This window comes from Chryseobacterium sp. Leaf180, assembly GCF_001424585.1.
In the GTDB taxonomy this organism is placed as follows: Bacteria; Bacteroidota; Bacteroidia; order Flavobacteriales; family Weeksellaceae; genus Chryseobacterium.
Genome location: NZ_LMPJ01000001.1, coordinates 298,316 through 317,453 on the forward strand (window position 1 = coordinate 298,316; position 19,138 = coordinate 317,453).

General features: G+C 37.0%; 23 protein-coding genes. 19 read left to right on the forward strand and 4 right to left on the reverse strand.

Going from position 1 to position 19,138, the window contains the following annotated elements:
* Positions 1-5 precede the first annotated feature (5 nt).
* The 3 genes from rpsF to ASG01_RS01270 form a co-directional block, all read right to left on the reverse strand.
* Positions 6-347, reverse strand: a complete 342-nt coding sequence (rpsF, locus tag ASG01_RS01260; RefSeq protein ID WP_055858762.1) for a 30S ribosomal protein S6 — start codon at positions 345-347, stop codon at positions 6-8.
* Between the two features lie 150 nt (positions 348-497).
* The gene (locus ASG01_RS01265) at positions 498-1,814 is read right to left on the reverse strand and encodes a dihydrolipoamide acetyltransferase family protein (RefSeq protein ID WP_055858765.1); all 1,317 of its coding nucleotides are present in this window, start codon (positions 1,812-1,814) and stop codon (positions 498-500) included.
* Between the two features lie 61 nt (positions 1,815-1,875).
* Positions 1,876-2,703 (reverse strand): S-adenosyl-l-methionine hydroxide adenosyltransferase family protein, encoded by an 828-nt coding sequence (locus tag ASG01_RS01270; protein WP_055858768.1) that lies wholly within the window; start codon positions 2,701-2,703, stop codon positions 1,876-1,878.
* A 127-nt stretch (positions 2,704-2,830) separates the two neighbouring features.
* Here ASG01_RS01270 and ASG01_RS01275 point away from each other — a divergent pair, with 127 nt between their 5' ends.
* From ASG01_RS01275 to ASG01_RS01290, 4 genes are all read left to right on the forward strand, one after another.
* Positions 2,831-3,796, forward strand: a complete 966-nt coding sequence (locus ASG01_RS01275; protein WP_055858771.1) for a PhoH family protein — start codon at positions 2,831-2,833, stop codon at positions 3,794-3,796.
* A gap of 89 nt (positions 3,797-3,885) precedes the next feature.
* Positions 3,886-4,560: a porin family protein gene (locus ASG01_RS01280; protein WP_055858776.1), complete on the forward strand. Its 675-nt coding sequence runs from the start codon at positions 3,886-3,888 to the stop codon at positions 4,558-4,560.
* A 120-nt stretch (positions 4,561-4,680) separates the two neighbouring features.
* Positions 4,681-5,181: a hypothetical protein gene (locus ASG01_RS01285; protein ID WP_055858779.1), complete on the forward strand. Its 501-nt coding sequence runs from the start codon at positions 4,681-4,683 to the stop codon at positions 5,179-5,181.
* Between the two features lie 312 nt (positions 5,182-5,493).
* On the forward strand, positions 5,494-6,117 hold the full coding sequence (locus ASG01_RS01290) for an outer membrane protein (protein ID WP_055858782.1): 624 nt from the start codon (positions 5,494-5,496) through the stop codon (positions 6,115-6,117).
* Positions 6,118-6,192: 75 nt separating this feature from the next.
* Here the strand turns inward: ASG01_RS01290 and ffh are convergent, their stop codons facing one another.
* Positions 6,193-7,554 carry a signal recognition particle protein gene (gene ffh, locus ASG01_RS01295; protein WP_055858785.1) on the reverse strand — a complete coding sequence of 454 codons (1,362 nt, stop codon included), beginning with the start codon at positions 7,552-7,554 and terminating at the stop codon, positions 6,193-6,195.
* Between the two features lie 105 nt (positions 7,555-7,659).
* Here ffh and ASG01_RS01300 point away from each other — a divergent pair, with 105 nt between their 5' ends.
* The 15 genes from ASG01_RS01300 (at position 7,660) to ASG01_RS01370 (ending at position 19,129) form a co-directional block, all read left to right on the forward strand.
* Positions 7,660-7,929, forward strand: a complete 270-nt coding sequence (locus ASG01_RS01300; protein WP_055858788.1) for a hypothetical protein — start codon at positions 7,660-7,662, stop codon at positions 7,927-7,929.
* Between the two features lie 82 nt (positions 7,930-8,011).
* Positions 8,012-9,163: a F0F1 ATP synthase subunit A gene (atpB, locus tag ASG01_RS01305; protein WP_055858791.1), complete on the forward strand. Its 1,152-nt coding sequence runs from the start codon at positions 8,012-8,014 to the stop codon at positions 9,161-9,163.
* Positions 9,164-9,202: 39 nt separating this feature from the next.
* Positions 9,203-9,421, forward strand: coding sequence for an ATP synthase F0 subunit C (locus ASG01_RS01310; RefSeq protein ID WP_055858794.1), 219 nt, complete (start codon positions 9,203-9,205; stop codon positions 9,419-9,421).
* Between the two features lie 107 nt (positions 9,422-9,528).
* The gene (locus ASG01_RS01315) at positions 9,529-10,023 is read left to right on the forward strand and encodes a F0F1 ATP synthase subunit B (protein ID WP_055858798.1); all 495 of its coding nucleotides are present in this window, start codon (positions 9,529-9,531) and stop codon (positions 10,021-10,023) included.
* A gap of 2 nt (positions 10,024-10,025) precedes the next feature.
* Positions 10,026-10,565 (forward strand): ATP synthase F1 subunit delta, encoded by a 540-nt coding sequence (gene atpH / locus ASG01_RS01320; RefSeq protein WP_055858800.1) that lies wholly within the window; start codon positions 10,026-10,028, stop codon positions 10,563-10,565.
* A gap of 15 nt (positions 10,566-10,580) precedes the next feature.
* On the forward strand, positions 10,581-11,063 hold the full coding sequence (locus ASG01_RS01325; protein ID WP_055858802.1) for a hypothetical protein: 483 nt from the start codon (positions 10,581-10,583) through the stop codon (positions 11,061-11,063).
* Positions 11,064-11,096: 33 nt separating this feature from the next.
* Positions 11,097-12,674 carry a F0F1 ATP synthase subunit alpha gene (atpA, locus tag ASG01_RS01330; protein ID WP_055858805.1) on the forward strand — a complete coding sequence of 526 codons (1,578 nt, stop codon included), beginning with the start codon at positions 11,097-11,099 and terminating at the stop codon, positions 12,672-12,674.
* A gap of 84 nt (positions 12,675-12,758) precedes the next feature.
* Positions 12,759-13,628: an ATP synthase F1 subunit gamma gene (gene atpG / locus ASG01_RS01335; protein ID WP_055858808.1), complete on the forward strand. Its 870-nt coding sequence runs from the start codon at positions 12,759-12,761 to the stop codon at positions 13,626-13,628.
* A gap of 96 nt (positions 13,629-13,724) precedes the next feature.
* Positions 13,725-15,083 carry a hemolysin family protein gene (locus tag ASG01_RS01340; protein ID WP_055858811.1) on the forward strand — a complete coding sequence of 453 codons (1,359 nt, stop codon included), beginning with the start codon at positions 13,725-13,727 and terminating at the stop codon, positions 15,081-15,083.
* A complete protein-coding gene (locus ASG01_RS01345) occupies positions 15,083-15,394 on the forward strand; it encodes an ATP-dependent Clp protease adaptor ClpS (protein ID WP_055858815.1) in 312 nt (103 codons plus the stop codon). Before ASG01_RS01340 ends, ASG01_RS01345 begins: the two co-directional genes overlap by 1 nt.
* A gap of 99 nt (positions 15,395-15,493) precedes the next feature.
* Entirely contained in the window at positions 15,494-16,108 is a 615-nt protein-coding gene (gene udk / locus ASG01_RS01350; RefSeq protein WP_055862016.1) for a uridine kinase, read from the forward strand.
* A gap of 3 nt (positions 16,109-16,111) precedes the next feature.
* On the forward strand, positions 16,112-16,468 hold the full coding sequence (locus ASG01_RS01355) for an FtsB family cell division protein (RefSeq protein WP_055858816.1): 357 nt from the start codon (positions 16,112-16,114) through the stop codon (positions 16,466-16,468).
* A 27-nt stretch (positions 16,469-16,495) separates the two neighbouring features.
* On the forward strand, positions 16,496-17,647 hold the full coding sequence (locus tag ASG01_RS01360) for a methylmalonyl-CoA mutase family protein (protein WP_055858818.1): 1,152 nt from the start codon (positions 16,496-16,498) through the stop codon (positions 17,645-17,647).
* The gene (locus ASG01_RS01365; protein WP_055858821.1) at positions 17,648-18,796 is read left to right on the forward strand and encodes a class I SAM-dependent methyltransferase; all 1,149 of its coding nucleotides are present in this window, start codon (positions 17,648-17,650) and stop codon (positions 18,794-18,796) included. It abuts the gene before it with no gap.
* Positions 18,797-18,850: 54 nt separating this feature from the next.
* Positions 18,851-19,129, forward strand: a complete 279-nt coding sequence (locus ASG01_RS01370) for a hypothetical protein (protein WP_055858824.1) — start codon at positions 18,851-18,853, stop codon at positions 19,127-19,129.
* Positions 19,130-19,138: the final 9 nt, after the last annotated feature.

Sequence of the window (19,138 nt, forward strand, 5' to 3'; positions counted from 1 at the left end):
TAGAATTAAGCTCTTGAAGCTTTTAGTTTAGCTCTTCTAGTCACAGCGTAATCGATCGCATGCTTGTCTAGTTTTGTTGTAAGGTAACGGATTACTCTCTCGTCACGCTTGAAAGCCAATTCAAGATCAGCTACCACAGTACCTTCACCTTGCCATTCGATTAAAGTGTAGAATCCGTTCTTTTTCAACTGAATCGGATAAGCTAGTTTTTTTAATCCCCAATTTTCTCTAGTGACAATTTCACAGTTCTTTTCTTTCAAAAGATCTACATACTTGTTCACTGCTTCCTCCACCTGAGATTCAGATAGAACGGGAGTTAAAATGAAAACAGTTTCGTAATTGTTCATAATGTAAATGAATTTATTAATTATTTCGAGGTGCAAAAGTATTGATTATTATTCTAATATACAATATATATACACATATTGTCTTAAATTTAAATCAAATAAAAACCTCCGAAAAATGTCGGAGGTTTTAGATATTAAAACTTATTGATCTTAAATCTCAGTATTCAAATCCCAATTTTGCAAATAATCGTGGATATGTTTAAGCATCATTCCGCCCAAAGAACCGTCTACAACTCTGTGATCGTAAGAGTGAGACATGAACATCAGGTTTCTGATCGCGATCACATCGCCGTCTTTCGTTTCTAAAACAGCAGGTTTTTTCACAATCGCTCCAATTGCCAGAATAGCAACCTGAGGCTGTGGAATAATTGGTGTTCCCATCAGGTTTCCAAAACTTCCAACATTAGAAATCGTGTATGTTGCGCCCTGTGTATCTTCAGGTCTGAGTTTTTTATTTCTTGCACGGAAAGCCAAATCGTTGATCGCTTTTGCCAAACCTGAAAGTGATAACTGATCTGCATTTTTGATCACCGGTACGATCAGATTTCCATCAGGTAAAGCTGTTGCCATACCAATGTTGATATTTTTCTTTTTGATAATGTTATCTCCGCTAAGCGAAACATTAATCATCGGATAATCCTGAATTGCTTTTACAACAGCTTTCACGAAGATCGGCATGAAAGTAAGTTTTTCACCTTCTCTCTTTTCGAAAATATCTTTGTGCTTGTTTCTCCATTTTACTACGTTCGTCACATCAGTTTCAATGAAAGAAGTTACGTGTGGAGCAGTCTGCTTGGCTTTCACCATATTTTCCGCAATGATTTTTCTCATTCGGTCCATTGGGATTATTTCTTCGCCTTTTCCTGCAGTAACCGTTGTTGCCGGAGCAGAAACTGAAGCAGAAGTTGATGGTGCAGCAGGCTGGCTTTCTTTTTGTGGCTGCGCCTGAGCTTGTGGATGAGATCCTCTGTTTGAAACATGAGCCAGAATATCTTCTTTCGTAATTCGGCCTTCCATACCGCTGCCTTTGATGGTTTTCAACTCAGATTCTGAGATGTTTTCCTGCTGGGCAATAGATTTCACAAGCGGCGAAAGATAAAGATCTCCAGAGAATTCCTGTTGAGTATTTTCCGTTTTTAAAGGTTGCTCAAGAGTCTGAACTGTTTCCGCATCCGGCGCTGAAGTTTCGGTTTTGGTTTCTTCGGCAGGAGCAGATTCTCCTTCGCCTGCAACTTCCAGAATAGCAATCGCTTCACCTACTTTCGCAACTTCGTCTTTTTGCTTTAAGATTTTTACAATTTTCCCTGAAACCGGCGTCGGTACATCAGAATCTACTTTATCGGTGGCGATTTCCACTACCGAGTCGTCTTCATTCACGCTGTCACCTTCATTGTACAACCAAGTGATCACTGTAGCTTCCATCACGCCTTCACCCATCGAAGGAAGCAATAATTTATATTCTGCCATTGTCGAAAATTAGATTTTGACAAATATATAAAAAAAAACGGTTTTTTTACGGAATAGATAATCAGTGAAATTCAACATAGATATTTTCGCCCACATTCATCCCAAAAAGGGTATTGGCACCGTTGGTCTTACTTCCTTTATAGATCGTGAGTTCGAGAAGATTGCTGTCATTAAAAATGGCTGCAGACTGGCCGTGGTATTCGGTTTCGCGGCTCCAATTTTCTACCACTTCGGTATGACTTGAATAAATTTTAGATAGACTTAAATTCCGGAATTTGATGGTGAACTTCTCGAAACCTTTACCACAATTTTCTATAAAATCCCTGCTGATATTCGAAATAATATTGCCGTAATTGTCGATATACATTACTTCTCCTATAATCATTTTTTCATTTTCATTAAAAACTGACTTGGGAAAAAGAAGTTCTTTTACGGTGTCTATTTTTCTGCCGATTACCTCCGGCAATCCGCCATTCGCCAAATGTACTGCAACCGGCACAAAAACATCAGTTGAAGTAAATGCTACAACATCATCAAAACGGTTGTTGAGCGTGATTTCATAAATGGCTTCCGGTTTAATATCAAAAAAAATCAGACTTAAAATGCCGTTATCAGCCGCGATAAAGTACGATCCGTCAGCTTTATACAATATATTTTTTCTTGATTTATGAAAAAAACTATCGACAGAAATAATGTGAATCGTGCCTTTCGGGAAATATCTGTAAGCATTCCGCACAATGTATGATGCCTGTATGAGATTAAATGCCTGTACATCGTGGGTGATATCTACACTGTTCAGATCTGGGTTGAGAGAAATTACTTTACCCTTCATCGCCGCGACACGGTAGTCTAGGTTTCCAAAATCTGAGGTGAGCGTTATTACTGGCATTTGTGTTGAGAATCGCTGCAAATTTATTTAAAATAAAAATAAGAGACTTCACAGTTTTGGTGAAGAATTTGACATGTATTTGAAAAAAAACATCTACATTTAAAATCTAAATAATAAACTATTTTGCATGTTCGAATTGACATATGATCTTGGGCACATCGATGCCAAAAGCTTTTACGGCGTAAATAATCAGTTTTTCAATCTCATAAAATCCAGCTTTCCAACATTAAAAATCACAGGTAGAGATCATTATATTTTTGCCATGGGAAATCAGGAAGCTCTCGATATTTTTAAAGCAAAACTCGAAGATATTACCAGTTTTATTTCTAAAAATAACGCTATCAGTCTTAAAGACGTAGAAAATATTCTGAATTTAAAAGACGAAAACGAGAAGCAGCTTGTTTTCGATCAGGATATCATCGTAAAAGGCGTTAACGGAAAAATAATAAAAGCCAAAACCACCAATCTGAAAAAACTGGTGAAAGAAAGCGAGAAAAAAGATATGGTTTTTGCCATTGGCCCAGCCGGAACGGGAAAGACGTACACCAGTGTTGCTCTTGCTGCACGTGCTTTGCGTGATAAAGAAGTGAAGAGAATTGTACTGACCAGACCTGCAGTAGAAGCAGGAGAGAGCCTTGGTTTCTTACCCGGAGACCTTAAAGAAAAACTCGATCCTTATCTGCAGCCTTTGTATGATGCGCTGCGCGATATGATTCCGCATGAGAAGCTGGAAGGTTTTATCGAGAAAAAAGTGATTGAAGTGGCGCCTTTGGCTTTTATGCGTGGCCGAACGTTAGATGACGCTTTTGTAATTCTTGATGAAGCTCAAAACACAACACATGCGCAAATGAAAATGTTTTTAACCCGAATGGGAATGAATGCAAAATTCATTATCACAGGCGATCCTACACAGATTGATCTTCCGCCAAAACAGCATTCAGGTTTGAAAGAAGCGATGCGTATTTTGAAAGGTGTGAACGAAATTGGTTTTGTGTATCTAACGGAAGAAGATGTAGTGAGACATCCGGTTGTGAAAAAAATTATTCTCGCTTATAACGAAGAAGATAAACGCACCCGGGAAACAAATTCATAAAGATTTTAAGTTTTTTTTAGAAATAATTTGGTTAATCCAGAAAAAGTGATATTTTTGGAGTCTTAAAATTTGTTAAAAAAACTTTTACTATGAAAAAATTATTATTGGTTGGAGCCTTGGCATTGTCTGGTTTTTCAGCTTTAAACGCTCAGGAATTTAGATTTGGTCCTAAAGCAGGTTATTCATTATCGATGCTTAAAGCAGAGACTGATGGAATGAAAATGAACTTAGATCCTAAATCATCTTTCTATGCAGGAGGTTTTGTTGAATATAAATTCAGCGATAAAGTAGGGATCATGGCTGAAGTACTTTATTCTCAACTTGGTGGTAAGCAGGATGAAACTTTCACTACTGTTATAAACGGTGCGGTTGTTACTGCAAGTGCAAAAACTGAATATACATTCGGTACAGTACAGATTCCCGTAGGTGCTAAATATTTTGCAACTGAAAACTTCGCTTTGGCATTGGGTTTAAATGTTGGAATCATTGCAACTGCAGAAGGTGAATTTGATGTATCCGGAAGTGTTTCCGACGGAAGCGGACAAAACGTAAGCGGTTCTCAGGCTGGTAAAGTAGACATTAAAGATGAGATTAATTCTTTAAATCTTGCGCCTTTTATCGGAGCAGAGTATACTCTGGAAAACGGACTTTTCTTCGACGCGAGATACAATCTTGGGGTTTCTAATCTTAGCAAAACAAGCAACGAAACTGTAAAGAACAGTTTTGTACAGGTTGGTATCGGATTTAAGTTTGGTGGAAACTAGAAATTGGAACTTTCAAAAACATTAAAGCAGGAATTTTTCCTGCTTTTTTTTATACGCGAAATTCTGATGGCATTTTATTTGTTACTTAAAGGCAATTCTAATTTTTAAAAAAAATAAACTATGAGAAATTTACTTTTTGCATGTGCATTTACATTATTTGGAGTTTTTTCCAATGCACAACAGGGATTGAAAATTGGCGGACATATCGGTGCACCGCTGGGTGATGCCAGCGATTATTCATCTTTCACATTAGGCATTGATGGAGCTTACATGTGGAATATCATAAAAGGTCTTGATGTTGGTGTGGCTACAGGTTACTCACATTTTATCGGTAAAGACCGTTTTAATGATTTTGGATTTATTCCTGTGGCGGCTTCTGCTAAATACAAATTTGCTACAGTGCCATTGTTTGTAGGTTTAGATTTGGGTGGCGCGATCTCAACAAGTAACGGATTGGACAGCGGTCTATATGCTTATCCAAAAGTGGGCTATCAGGCTTCTAAAGCAGAGATTTTCTTGGGAATCCAGAACATTGGAAGCAGACGAGATTTTGGAAGAGAAAGAATCAGAAATAATTTTGGCGCTGTGAATCTGGGTGTGAATTTTTTCTTAGGTAAATAATAATCCAGATTAAAAAGCTTTATATTACATTTTTAAATTTAAGAGTGATTCGAAAGAGTCACTTTTTTCTTTTAATCAAATAAAGACTTAATCTATTTAAAAATTTTAAAAAAATAGACTTTTCACCTCTAATAATTGTGATTAATCCGAATTTTAAAGATATAATTATAGGAGTTTTTCATTCCTGCGAAGTGCGATGTATATATATAAAATCCTAATGTTTACCGCTGATATTAATCACCAACAGAAATTTCCAGCAATGATTTCACTGTGTTATTTTTGCCGCTGATAAAGTAAAAAAAATTATTATTCATGAAAAAATTATTAGCAGCAGGTGCAATTGCGCTTTTCGGACTTTCAAATGCACAAATGACAAAAGGTGACTGGGTAATCAGTGGAAATACCGGTTTGGGTTTTAACAGTGTACAGACAAAATATAAAGCTGAGGGTCAATCATTTGAAGGTGCGAAGATCAGTACTTTTTCTGTGACGCCTTCTGTAGGTTATTTTGTGATTGATAAATTAGCTGTAGGTATTGATTTAGGATTTACAAGCATCACGACGAAAGAAGAAGGTGATAAGTCAACTCTTTCAAATTTCTCTGTAATGCCAACTGCAACTTATTATTTTGCTAACAGCAGTAAACTTGTTCCTTATTTGGGTGCTGGTATTGGTTATGCTTCAATCACTACAAAAGAAACTTTTAACAATATTTCTCAATCTTTTACAACAGACGGTCTTGCATGGAAAGTGAAAGGAGGTGTAACATACATGGCTACAACTTCTTTAGGAATTAATCTTGGCGTTTCTTACGATCAGTTTGCTAACAAAGAAACATATTTCGGAACTGAAGTGAAAACCAATGTAAATACTTTCGGTGTAAATGCAGGTATTTCTTATTTCATCAAAGGAAAAAGCCAGAAATCAGATAAATAGTTTTTGCTAAAATTATTTTATATAAAAAATCCGACTCAAAATTTTGAGTCGGATTTTATTTTATCGGTTTCTAAATTATTTACCAAACATTCCGCCCATTCCCGGCATATTTGGCATTTTGCTCATCATCTGCATCATCTGTTTTCCTTGAGGTCCCTGCATCATTTTCATCATTTTTCCCATTTGGTCAAACTGTTTCATCAGAGCATTTACATCTTCAATTTTTCTTCCGGCACCTTTCGCAATTCTGTTTTTTCTCTGCGTATTGATAATGGATGGTGTTCTCCTTTCTTCTGGTGTCATCGAATGAATAATCGCTTCAATATGTTTAAAGGCATCATCACTGATCTCAACATCTTTAATGGCTTTTCCAACGCCAGGGATCATACCCATAAGGTCTTTCATGTTACCCATTTTTTTGATCTGGTTGATCTGCTTTAAGAAATCATCAAAACCAAATTCGTTTTTAGCAATTTTTTTGTGAAGTTTTTTTGCTTCCTCTTCATCAAATTGCTCCTGAGCTCTTTCTACTAAGGAAACAACGTCACCCATTCCAAGAATTCTGTCGGCCATCCTTTCCGGGTAGAAAAGATCTAAAGCTTCCATTTTTTCTCCAGTTGAGATAAATTTGATAGGCTTTTCAACTACCGAACGAATAGTTAAAGCAGCTCCACCACGGGTATCACCGTCTAATTTAGTTAAAACAACTCCGTCAAAATTCAAAGTATCATTAAATACTTTCGCCGTATTCACAGCATCCTGACCTGTCATTGAATCTACAACGAACAAAGTTTCATTTGGTTTGATGGTCGCATGAACGTTTTTAATCTCGTTCATCATCTGTTCGTCGATTGCCAAACGACCTGCTGTATCCACAATAACCACATCATGCCCATTAGCTTTTGCAAATTCAATAGCTTTCTGCGCAATGCTGACAGGGTCTAATGAACCGTCTTCTGTAAAAACTGGAACACCGATTTGTCCGCCAAGAACTTTAAGCTGATCAATAGCCGCCGGACGGTAAACGTCACAGGCTACTAATAAAGGTTTTTTTGTTTTTTTTGTTTTAAGATAATTCGCAAGTTTCCCGGAGAATGTTGTTTTACCGGATCCCTGAAGTCCGGCAATCAGAATCACAGAAGGTTTACCTGAAAGATTAATGCCTTCCTGAGAACCGCCCATCAAATCCACCAACTCGTCGTGAACAATCTTAGTCATCAATTGTCCCGGAGTAAGTGAAGTAAGAACATTTTCACCTAAAGCTTTGTCCTGAACTCTTTTTGTAAGATCTTTTGCAACTTTATAATTCACATCGGCATCTACCAATGCTCTGCGGATCTCTTTTACGGTTTCCGCCACGTTGATTTCGGTGATCTTTCCTCTGCCGGAAAGATTGTGAAGTGCTTTGTCTAATTTATCCTGTAAACTGTTGAACATAGTATTTGTAAATTATAATGTGCAAAAATAAGGATTTTTTAGTAATAAGGAAACGCGAGATAGCGGTAGTTTTGTTTTGTCTGCATATTAATATACTTTTGCATAATGAATGCAGCAGCGTTTTTCAGTATTATCGCAGGTGTAGCCATTCTCAATGTGGTGACGTTTTATATATTTAAAAGGTTTTTGCTTGGCAAATCCGAGGCAGCGATGAAGTTTCTCGTCGTGAATATTTTTAAAGATTTGGTATGGATTGTAGCATCCATATTAATTTTAGAAAAAACAAAACTTCACTTTTTCCTGCTGGTTTTACTGTTTATAATTTCTTCTTTGGCCATCTATTTTCCGGTCATCCGAAGAATTAATAAATCATGATTTATTTGATGATAAATATCAATTTTTAATATTGGTGGGATTTAATAAAATCAATATATTTGCACACGGTTAAAAAAGAGATATGAACAGAAAATTTTCTTCGTTATTTTTCGCGTTTTTATTTGTGTTTACGAGTGCTATGGCATTTGCTCAGCACGAATCTGAAGGCGTGAAAACTGCAGAAGCGGTAGAAAAGTTGGAGGATGGTAAAAAATTCAACGCTACCAAAATGATTATGGAGCACATCGGCGATTCTAACGAATGGCATTTGTGGACTACCAAAGATGAAAATGGAGAAGAGCATCACACGTCTATCCCGTTGCCGATTATTATTAAAGATAATACAGGCTGGCATACTTTCCTTTCTAAAGATATCGCTCACGGTCACGAGCACGACGGCTACACATTGCACGACGGACAGTTGGTTTCTACAAAAGGTGTAGAAAAAGCAACGCTTTTCGCGATGATCGCAGGAAAACAAAAAGCAGATCAGGTTTTCTTTGATCTATCAATTACAAAAAATGCCGCTTCAATGTTAATCTCTGTGGTTTTTATGTTGGTGATTTTCCTGGGAATGGCAAGGAATTATAAAAAATCTCAGCTGCCAAAAGGTGTTGGGAAATTTATGGAGCCGGTTATTGTCTTCATCAGAGACGAAGTGGCGATCCCAAATATCGGATCAGTAAAATATAAAAGATATATGCCGTATTTATTAACAGCATTTTTCTTTATCTGGATTAATAACCTTTTCGGGTTGGTTCCATTCTTTCCTTTTGGAGCAAACCTAACAGGAAACATCGCGATCACAGCAGTTTTAGCGATCATTACTTTATTGATTACCATTTTCAGTGCAAACAAAGATTACTGGAAACATATTTTCATGCCGCCGGTTCCGATCTTGCTGTATCCGATTATGGTTCCGATTGAGATTATTGGAATCTTCACCAAGCCTTTTGCGTTGATGATGCGACTTTTTGCAAACGTTACAGCAGGTCACATTATGATCCTGGCAATTATCTCATTGATTTTTATTTTCAAATCACCTTTTTTAGGTTTTGCATCTGTACCACTGGCTTTATTTGTTTCAGTACTGGAGCTTTTGGTAGCGGCTTTACAGGCGTATATTTTCACCGTACTTTCTGCATTATTTATCGGAATTGCGGTTGCTGATCACGATCACGATCATGCACACAACGATGACGACAGCGTAGGACATGATACGGTTGTTATCTAATCAAACAAAAAAATTATTTTAACTAAATATTTAATTATTATGGACATCACAACTGGAGCAGGATTAATTTACGTAGGAATCGGTTTGGCAGTACTTGGCGTAGGTATGGGTATTGGTAAAATCGGTGGTCACGCTATGGATGCGATCGCTAGACAACCTGAGCAAGCTGGTAAGATTCAGGGAGCAATGCTTATTGCTGCTGGTCTTATTGAAGGTGCTGGTCTTATCGCGATTATCTTTGGTGCTTTCATCAAGTAATCTATCCTCAGAAGAGAACTATTCTCAGCAGTGAAGCGGTTGGCTGCTGCTGAGGATTTTTTTAAAACTTATCCATAATATTACATTTAAAAAAAAGAATTACAGATATGGGAATTATAGAACCTGGAATTGGCCTTTTGTTTTGGATGACACTTACTTTTGTGATCCTGTTGTTTATCCTTGCTAAATTTGCCTGGAAACCAATTGTAAACGCAGTGAATGACAGAGAAGCTTCTATTGTCGACGCTTTGAATCAGGCAAAACTGGCTAAAAAAGAAATGGAAGACCTTAAATCTGATAACGAAAGAATCATCCGCGAAGCCAAAATTGAAAGAGATGCAATCTTGAAAGAAGCAAGAGAGATTAAAGACAGAATCGTAGGTGAAGCGAAAGATGCTGCAAAAGCGGAAGGCGACAAAATGATTGAATCTGCTAAACAGACGATTCAAACTGAAAAAAATGCGGCAATGTCTGATATCAGAACGCAGATCGGAGCGCTTTCTGTAAATATCGCAGAATCTATCCTTCAGAAAAATCTTGATAACTCTGAGGCTCAGAACGAACTGGTTCAAAATTATTTAAACAAATCAAATCTTAACTAAGAATGCTTACCTCCAAAGTAGCTAAAAGATACGCACAGGGTTTACTGGATTTCACAAACGAATCCGGGCAAACCAATGCTGTGTTTTCTGAAATGAAAGATGTGGCAAAGCTGATGTCTGAGTCTCAGGATTTGAATAAATTCTTCGCGACGCCGTATATCGATGCCAAGAAGAAAGAAGAAGTTGCCGTGATGATTTTTAAAAGTCTATCACCGGTTTCTCAAAATCTGATCAGACTCGTGATCAAGCAAGGTCGTGAAGCTCATTTGAAGAACATTGCACAGGAATTCATCAAGAAAGTTGAAGATATCAACGGTATTCAGAGAATCACGCTTACAACTGCGACAGAGATTTCAGACAGCAATATTGATCAGATTTTAAAGTCTACCAATCTTGTTAATCACAATTCAAAATTTGATTTGAAAAGAAACATCAACCCGGATCTTTTGGGCGGATATATCTTGAGAGTAGGTGATCAGCAGATCGATGCATCAGTAAAATCGAAGCTGAATAACATTAAGAAAGATTTTCATTTAAACTGATTTAAGACAAATTAGATGAATAAAATATATTTGCTTTTAATCGTTTTGATCTCTTTTTCTGCTACATGTCAGAAAATAAAGCTTAAAGGTGATTATGTAATGGTTGATGATACTAAATGCATGAAGTTTACTTCCAAAAATCTTAGCTCGAGCAATACTTTTTATAATTTGGAAGATAAAAAAATGTTTTATTTGGATGCTCTTACTGATGACAGTTCAGATGCGCATTTCAAACTGCAGTTTGTTGGAAGTGAAGATGTGATCAGATTAAATTCTACATCGATGAATTTCAGGGCAGGAATTATAAAAGATTTGATTACCGAAGAAGTTTTGAATCCAAAAAATTGTGAAGTTAACTTTGAAAAGATTTCAGAATTTAAATCCCGTTATCATATTGAGCCAAAACCTGTAAATACTACAGTTATAGTAAATCAAAATCAGACGGCTCCGGCTACCCCGAGGAGAGGAATTAATGTCGGTGTAGGTTTCGGAAGATAAAAATTATTTAATTAAGAAAAAAACATCCATATAATGGCAGAAATAAATCCGGCAGAAGTATCTGCGATCTTAAAACAACAGTTGGCCAATTTCGACACGCAGTCAAACGTGGAAGAAGTAGGTACGGTTTTAACCATCGGTGATGGTATTGCCCGTGTTTACGGGTTAGAAAATGTACAGTACGGTGAGTTGGTAAAATTTGCCAGCGATGTTGAAGGTATCGTACTCAACTTGGAAGAAGACAACGTAGGTGTGGCTCTTTTGGGGGAAAGTAAACTGGTAAGAGAAGGAGATACTGTAAGAAGAACCAATAGAATTTCGTCTATTAAAGTAGGAGAAGGTATGTTGGGTAGAGTAGTTGATACTCTTGGAAATCCTATCGATGGTAAAGGACCGATTGAAGGTGAATTGTACGAAATGCCATTGGAAAGAAAAGCTCCAGGCGTAATCTACAGACAGCCGGTAACTGAACCTTTACAAACGGGTATCGTTGCAATTGATTCAATGATTCCTGTAGGAAGAGGCCAGAGAGAGTTGATCATTGGTGACAGACAGACCGGTAAAACGACTGTTGCTATTGATACAATCATCAACCAGAGAGAATTTTATGATGCTGGTCAGCCAGTATATTGTATATATGTAGCGATCGGGCAGAAAGCTTCTACAGTTGCTCAGATTGTAAAAACTTTATCAGATAAAGGGGCGCTAGCTTACACCGTAATTGTTGCTGCGAACGCTTCAGATCCGGTTCCAATGCAGGTGTATTCTGCAATGGCAGGTGCTTCTATTGGTGAGTTCTTCAGAGACACTGGTAGACCGGCTCTGATCATTTATGATGATTTATCTAAACAGGCTGTTGCTTACCGTGAGCTTTCTCTGCTTTTGAGAAGACCACCGGGCCGTGAAGCTTATCCTGGAGACGTTTTTTATCTGCACTCAAGATTATTGGAAAGAGCGGCAAAAGTAATTGCTGACGATACAATCGCTTCTCAGATGAATGATTTACCAGAATCACTTAGACCAATTGTAAAAGGTGGAGGATCTTTAACTGCACTTCCGATTATCGAAACGCAGGCAGGTGACGTTTCTGCGTATATTCCAACGAACGTAATTTCAATTACTGACGGACAGATCTTCCTTGAATCTGATTTATTTAATTCTGGTGTACGTCCGGCAATCAACGTAGGTATTTCTGTGTCGCGTGTTGGAGGTAATGCTCAGATCAAATCGATGAAAAAAGTTTCCGGTACACTTAAATTAGACCAGGCTCAGTATAAAGAACTGGAAGCGTTTGCTAAATTCGGTTCTGATCTCGATGCTTCTACCGTTGCTGTTATCTCTAAAGGTGAAAGAAACGTAGAATTGCTTAAGCAGCCGGTAAATTCTCCACTTCCTGTAGACAGTCAGGTAGCGATGATATATGCTGGTACTGAAAACTTAATGAGAAATGTTCCTTTAAATAAGGTTAAAGAATTTCAGGTAGAATATATTTCATTCCTAAGATCAAAACATCCTGAAACCATGGCTGCTTTGAAAAGCGGTAAAATCGATGACTCTATCACTGGCGTATTGAAGCAGGCTGCGAATGATTTGGCTTCTAAATATAACTAAAAATTAGTTGATGATTGTTGGTTGATAGTTGACAGAATTTTCTAAAACTAGCAACCAACAACCGACAACCAACAACTAAAGCATATGGCAAACTTAAAAGAAATACGAGGAAGAATCACTTCAATATCATCTACGATGCAGATCACGCGTGCGATGAAAATGGTTTCTGCTGCAAAACTTAAAAAAGCACAGGATGCCATCGTAATGCTGAGACCATACTCTGAAAAGCTTCAGGAGATTATTGAAAATGTAAACTCCAGCTCAGATCCGGATCAGGTTTCGATCTACGCGCAGAAGAGAGAGGTGAAAAAAATACTTTTCATCGCCGTAACTTCAAACAGAGGTTTGGCCGGTGCTTTCAACTCAAACGTTGCAAAAGAACTGAATCTGCAGTTTCAAAAAAACGCTCAGTATCAGATCGAAGTCCTTACAATTGGTAAAAAAGCCTATGACGCTGTAAGAAGATCACGCAAAGTGTTTTCTAACGAGAGCGGAATTTTTGATAAACTCAGCTTTGAAGCAGTTGCCAATGTTGCAGAAACGGTAATGACTGGTTTCCGTGAAGGCGATTTTGACGAAGTGTATGTTATTTATAACAAATTTATCAACGCTGCCACGCAGGAAGTAATGGCAGAAAAAGTCTTGCCGATATCTATGGCTCAAACTGAGACTAAAGAAAAACCTGTAGAAACCGATTATATTTTTGAACCAAACAGAGCAGAGATTCTGGATAATTTAATTCCAAAATCAATTAAAACTCAGGTTTTCAAGGCGGTTTTAGATTCTGTAGCATCAGAGCATGGCGCGAGAATGACGGCGATGCATAAAGCAACAGATAACGCTCAGGCACTTAAAAATGATTTGGTTATTTTCTACAACAAAGCCCGACAGGCAGCGATTACCAATGAGATTTTGGAGATCGTTTCCGGTGCTGAGGCATTGAAAGGTTCGTAAAAAATCAAACATAAATATTGAAGCATCGTTTACCACGATGCTTTTTTTGTTCTTTTTATTTTAGCTATCTTTGTACGACAAATTATATTATATTAAATGGACTCGGACATAGTCAGGTTACTTTTAGCCTTGGTACTTGTATTATTAAATGGCTTTTTCGTAGCCGCAGAATTTTCAATTGTTAAAGTTCGTTATTCTCAAATTCAGCTAAAAGCTGCCGATGGCCACGCCATGGCAAAGCAGGCAGAGCACATTATCAAACACTTAGACGAATATCTTTCAGCTACACAGTTGGGGATTACATTAGCCTCACTTGCTTTAGGTTGGGTTGGTGAAAGTGCGATGCATCATGTAATTGATAATCTGTTTAAATCTTTAAGCATCGATTTTAGTGAAGCAACTGTCACTACCATTTCTGTAGTCATCAGTTTCTTGATAATTACCGTGATGCACATCGTTTTTGGTGAATTGATTCCAAAATCAATTGCCATCAGGAAATCTGAAGCTACTACAATGGCTACAGCAGTGCCTTTACGCGTATTTTACACCGTTTTCAAACCATTTATCTGGTTGATGAATTTAATGTCTAACGGTTTTTTAAGATTAATAAAAATTCACCCGGCTTCAGAGCAGGAAATTCATTCAACTGAAGAACTGCAGCTTTTGGTGAAACAATCTGCCGACAGCGGAGAAATTGAAGAAGAGAATTACGAGATCATTAAAAATGCTTTCGATTTTACAGACCATTCTGCAAAACAGATTATGGTTCCGAGACAGAATATTACATCGATCGATTTTGCTGAAGATTTAAATGAAATCATCAATAAAATCATGGAAAGCGGCTATTCGCGTATTCCGGTTTACGAAAATTCAATCGACAATATTATCGGTGTTTTTTATACCAAGGAAATCATCCGTGAGTTTGTGAAGAGAAAAGGCGTTTTGAGTCATGAAGATCTTCGTGAATTGATGCGTGAATCTTTCTTCGTGGTCGGAAGCAAGAAAATTTCAGATTTACTGAAAATTTTCCAGCAGAAAAAGCAACATTTAGCGATCGTAATCGACGAATTTGGCGGGACTGAAGGAATTATTACTCTAGAAGATATTTTAGAAGAACTTGTAGGAGAAATTCAGGATGAAGAAGATGATGAAGAGAAGCTTGTAGATAAAATCGCAGATAATATTTTTTGGGTGAAGGCTACGCAGCCTTTGGATGAAATCAATGATTCTCTACCTAAAAAGCTTACACTTTCTGAGGAAAGTGAATACAACACACTTGCTGGATTTATTTTACATGCTTTAGAAGATATTCCGGAGGAAAACCAGGAATTTGACCTTGAAAATTATCATTTTAAGATTTTAAAAATGAATAATAAAAGCGTTGAACTTGTCGAGCTTACGTACAAAGGTCCAAGCATTGTCGACGATCTTTTAGATAAATTCACTGACGATTAATGGCGACTTTTATTCAAAATTCCATCAGAGATTACGAAGATCCGAAAAGAAAGTATGAAGAAGATGTTCTTGTTTTGGATGAAGTGGATGATGTCTATAAACTCATTCTTCACAACGACGATATTCATACGTTTGACGAAGTGATCAATGCGCTCATTGAGATCTGTAATCATGATCTTCTGCAGGCCGAGCAATGTACGATGCTGGTACATTACAAGGGAAAATGTACGGTGAAAACCGGTTCGATGGATCTTCTGAAACCTATGCACGAAAAATTGATTGCGCGAAGTCTAACCAGCGAAATCGTTTAAATATAATCCGGCCGGCGCCGGATTTTTTATGAAAAGTCAGCATAATTTTCTGCTTAAATGTTGCGTCAAAAACCTTTATATTTGCAGAAAACTTTTCAGATGCTCGTAATAGGAATTGCCGGTGGCACAGGCTCAGGCAAAACTACGGTTGTTGATAAAATTATTCAGCAGCTTGATATTGAAGGAATGAACATTCTTTCGCAGGACAATTATTATCATGACAATCACAATCTTACGCTTACAGAACGTGAAGCTTTAAACTACGATCATCCGAAATCGATCGATTTTGAACTGATGCTGAAGCACGTCAAAGCGCTGAAAAATAATGAATCGATTGATCAGCCTGTTTATAGTTTTGTGACGCATTCGCGAACTGGAGATCACGTGATTGTGGAGCCGAAAAATGTGCTTGTCGTAGAAGGGATTCTTGTGCTGACCAATAAAGAACTGTTGAAAGAGTTTGACCTGAAAGTCTTTGTTCATGCAGATTCAGACGAAAGACTGATCAGAAGAATCCGTCGAGATACACAGGAAAGAGGCCGTGATTTGGATGAAGTTCTTCACAGATATCAGACCACGTTGAAACCAATGCATCAGGAGTTTATTGAGCCTTCAAAAAATGAAGCAGACCTGATTATTCCAAATATGAGACAGAATTCTGTTGCCATTGATTTCCTTACCACGGTGATCCGGAATTCTTTAAAAAAGCATTAAAAGATGGAAGAAAAAAATTTAATCAAAAACATTCAGCCCAAATCTGAAACCGTAAAGTTTCTGCAGAAATATGTGCTGAATAAATATACCGTGACGATCTTTTTGTTTTTGGTGTGGATGATTTTTTTCGACAAAACATCGTTTCTTGTCATTCATGAACTGAACGGAGAAATCAATAAATACGAAGAACAGCTCGGGTATTACAAAGCCGAGTACGAGAAAAATGATGCTTTCTATAAAAAGCTGATGAATAATAAATCGGAGAAAGAAAAATATGCGCGCGAAAATTATTTTATGAAGAAACCGAATGAAGAAATTTTTATCTTGGTTGTAGACAGCAGTAATATCGCAAAAAAGTAAAACAGATTTTCAAAAATAAACTGATGTATGGCAATTGAAACGTGGGAAAATTTAGTTAAAAAACAGCTGAAAACTGATGATATTTATTCAGTTTTAAGCAAGCCAAATCTGGAAGGAATTAAGGTAAAACCTTTCTACGATTCTTTAAAGAAAAAACTTCCCGTTTTGCCAAGATCTGAGGAAAGTACACATTTGGTTTCTCATTATCACGAAAGTCTTGAGGACGATGTTTATGCTTTTTTGCTGACAGAAAATGTTGAAAATCTCAGTGAAAAATCAATTTTTGTCGATGATCTGAAGTTGGCAGAACATATTTCACTTGAAGATACCAACCGTTATTTTTCTCTCATCGATGTTTTTTCTGCGGATGAATCTCAGATTGAGGATCAGTTGGTAAAAGAATTACAGGCAAAAAACTTTGAGAAATCGATCTGTGTAAATATTTCTTTACATCAAAACGCCGGCGCGTCTATCATCCAGCAGATGGCTTTTGCTCTGGCAAAAACCAAGGAATTGTGTGAAATTTACGGCGGGGAGATTTTAGATAAACTTATTTTTCGTGTGGCAATAGGAGCAAATTATTTCTTTGAAATCGCGAAAATCCGCGCTCTGAAAATTTTGTTTAATCAGCTGTCAAAAGAATATCATTTAGATCTTGTTCCATATATTTTTGCTGAAACTTCATTCAGAAATAAGTCTGTAAACGACAGCGAAAATAATCTTATCCGGTCAACACTTGAGCTTGCGGCAGCCATGATTGGTGGTGCAGATGCTGTTTTTAGTAATGATTATTCGATTGGCATAACTTCTGCGAATACAGCTGAAATCTCTTTTAAACAGCAGATCGTTCTCGCCTATGAAAGCATCATTAACGTTTTTGAAGATGCGGCCAATGGAAGTTATTTTGTGGAGGACATTACCGAACAGATCGCACAAAAATCTTGGCAGGAATTTCTAAAGATTGAAGAAAATGGAGGTTATCTGAAAAATATTGAGAATGGAAACATTCAAAAGATGATTTATAATCACGCAACTGAGGAACAGAGGTGGGTTGAAGAGGGAAAGATCAAACTTATTGGCGTCAATCTATATCCTAAACTGGATGTGAAAAAAAATATTTCAGAGCTTTATGATGAGAAAATAATCAAAGCGGTGCATTGGGCAGAAATGTTTGAATAAGTGAATCAATATATTTTAAATCCTGTAGTAAAAAATTTTATCAATGCAAATCTTCATGCAGATTTGCATTCTTTATTATTAAAAAAATCGCCGTTTCCAAATGTTTCTATACAGGAAATTGCGCAGCAAATTAAAGGAAAACAGGTCGCCCAGAGAAAGTTTCCGTTTTTGCTGAAAGAAGGCATTGTTTTTCCGCCACAGCTGAATCTCGAACAGTCTTCTTCAGAAAAAACGGCAGCTTACAAAGCTCAGAATCTTTCTGGAGAAAAGTTTTTGGATCTGACTTGTGGCTTCGGAATTGACGCTTTTTACTTATCCCAGAACTTTGAAAAAGCTGTTTTAGTTGAGAAAAACAGCGATCTTATAGAAACTGTAGGGCACAACTGGAATGTTTTAGAAAGAAAAGCAACGTTCGTCAATAAAAGGCTTGAAAATTTTTTGGAAGAAAATAAAGAAACTTTTGATGTCATTTATCTCGATCCGGCGCGGCGAGATGAAAGCAAAAACAAAGTTTTTCTACTGGAAGATCTGTCACCGAATATTCTTGAAATACAAAAAAAGCTTTTAGATATTTCTGAACAGGTAATTATTAAACTTTCGCCTCTTATCGACCTAACATATCTTGTTTCTGAAATAAAGAATATTTTTAAAATTGAAATTATTGCGGTAAAAAACGATGTAAAAGAAGTCGTGATTTATTTAAATAAGATCAAAAGCGGTAAAATTATCTGCAACTGCATTAATCTCGAAAGTGAAGAAGATGATTTTTCTTTTACATCGGGTGAAGAAAAAAACGCAGAAGCAGAATATGGTGAACCGGATGAATATATTTATCTTCCCAATAATTCAATATTAAAAGCAGGAATTTTTAATCTGATCTCTGAAAAATTTAAGCTGAAGAAACTGCATCCAAATACGCATATTTACACTTCAAAGAATCGCATTGATCATTTCCCGGGAAGGATTTTGCATATGAAAACGGTTTCGGCAAAAGAGATTTTAAAAAAAGAAAAATACAATGTCATCTCAAAAAATTATCCTTTGAAACCGGAAGAAATCAGGAAAAAATACGGCATTTTGGATGGAGGAGAAGCGTATTTAATTTTCACACAGTCTAAAAAGGGAAAAATCATACTAAAATCTATGTAAAATGTTGCTGAAAAATGCAGGATTTCTTACTTTTGGACAATCAAAAATTTAGGAATGAAAAAATTAATTATATGTTTAGCCATCGCTGCTGTTGCGGTAAGCTGCAAAAAGATTCAGGCGGGTGGAAACCATGGTGTGATCAAGCTTGAGGAGGGTGTGGAAAGGTATTCTGACGATGAGCAGACCAGCGGCCACGCAGAAGATCTGAATGCTGCGACGCACAAAATGGAAGTTCAAACTGCAGATTCTGCAAAAGCAGTTGCGCCAAGAACTGACACAGCAGCTGTAAAACCTGCTTCTGATCAGAAGAAGCCAACGACGCCGGCTCATTAATTAATAAAA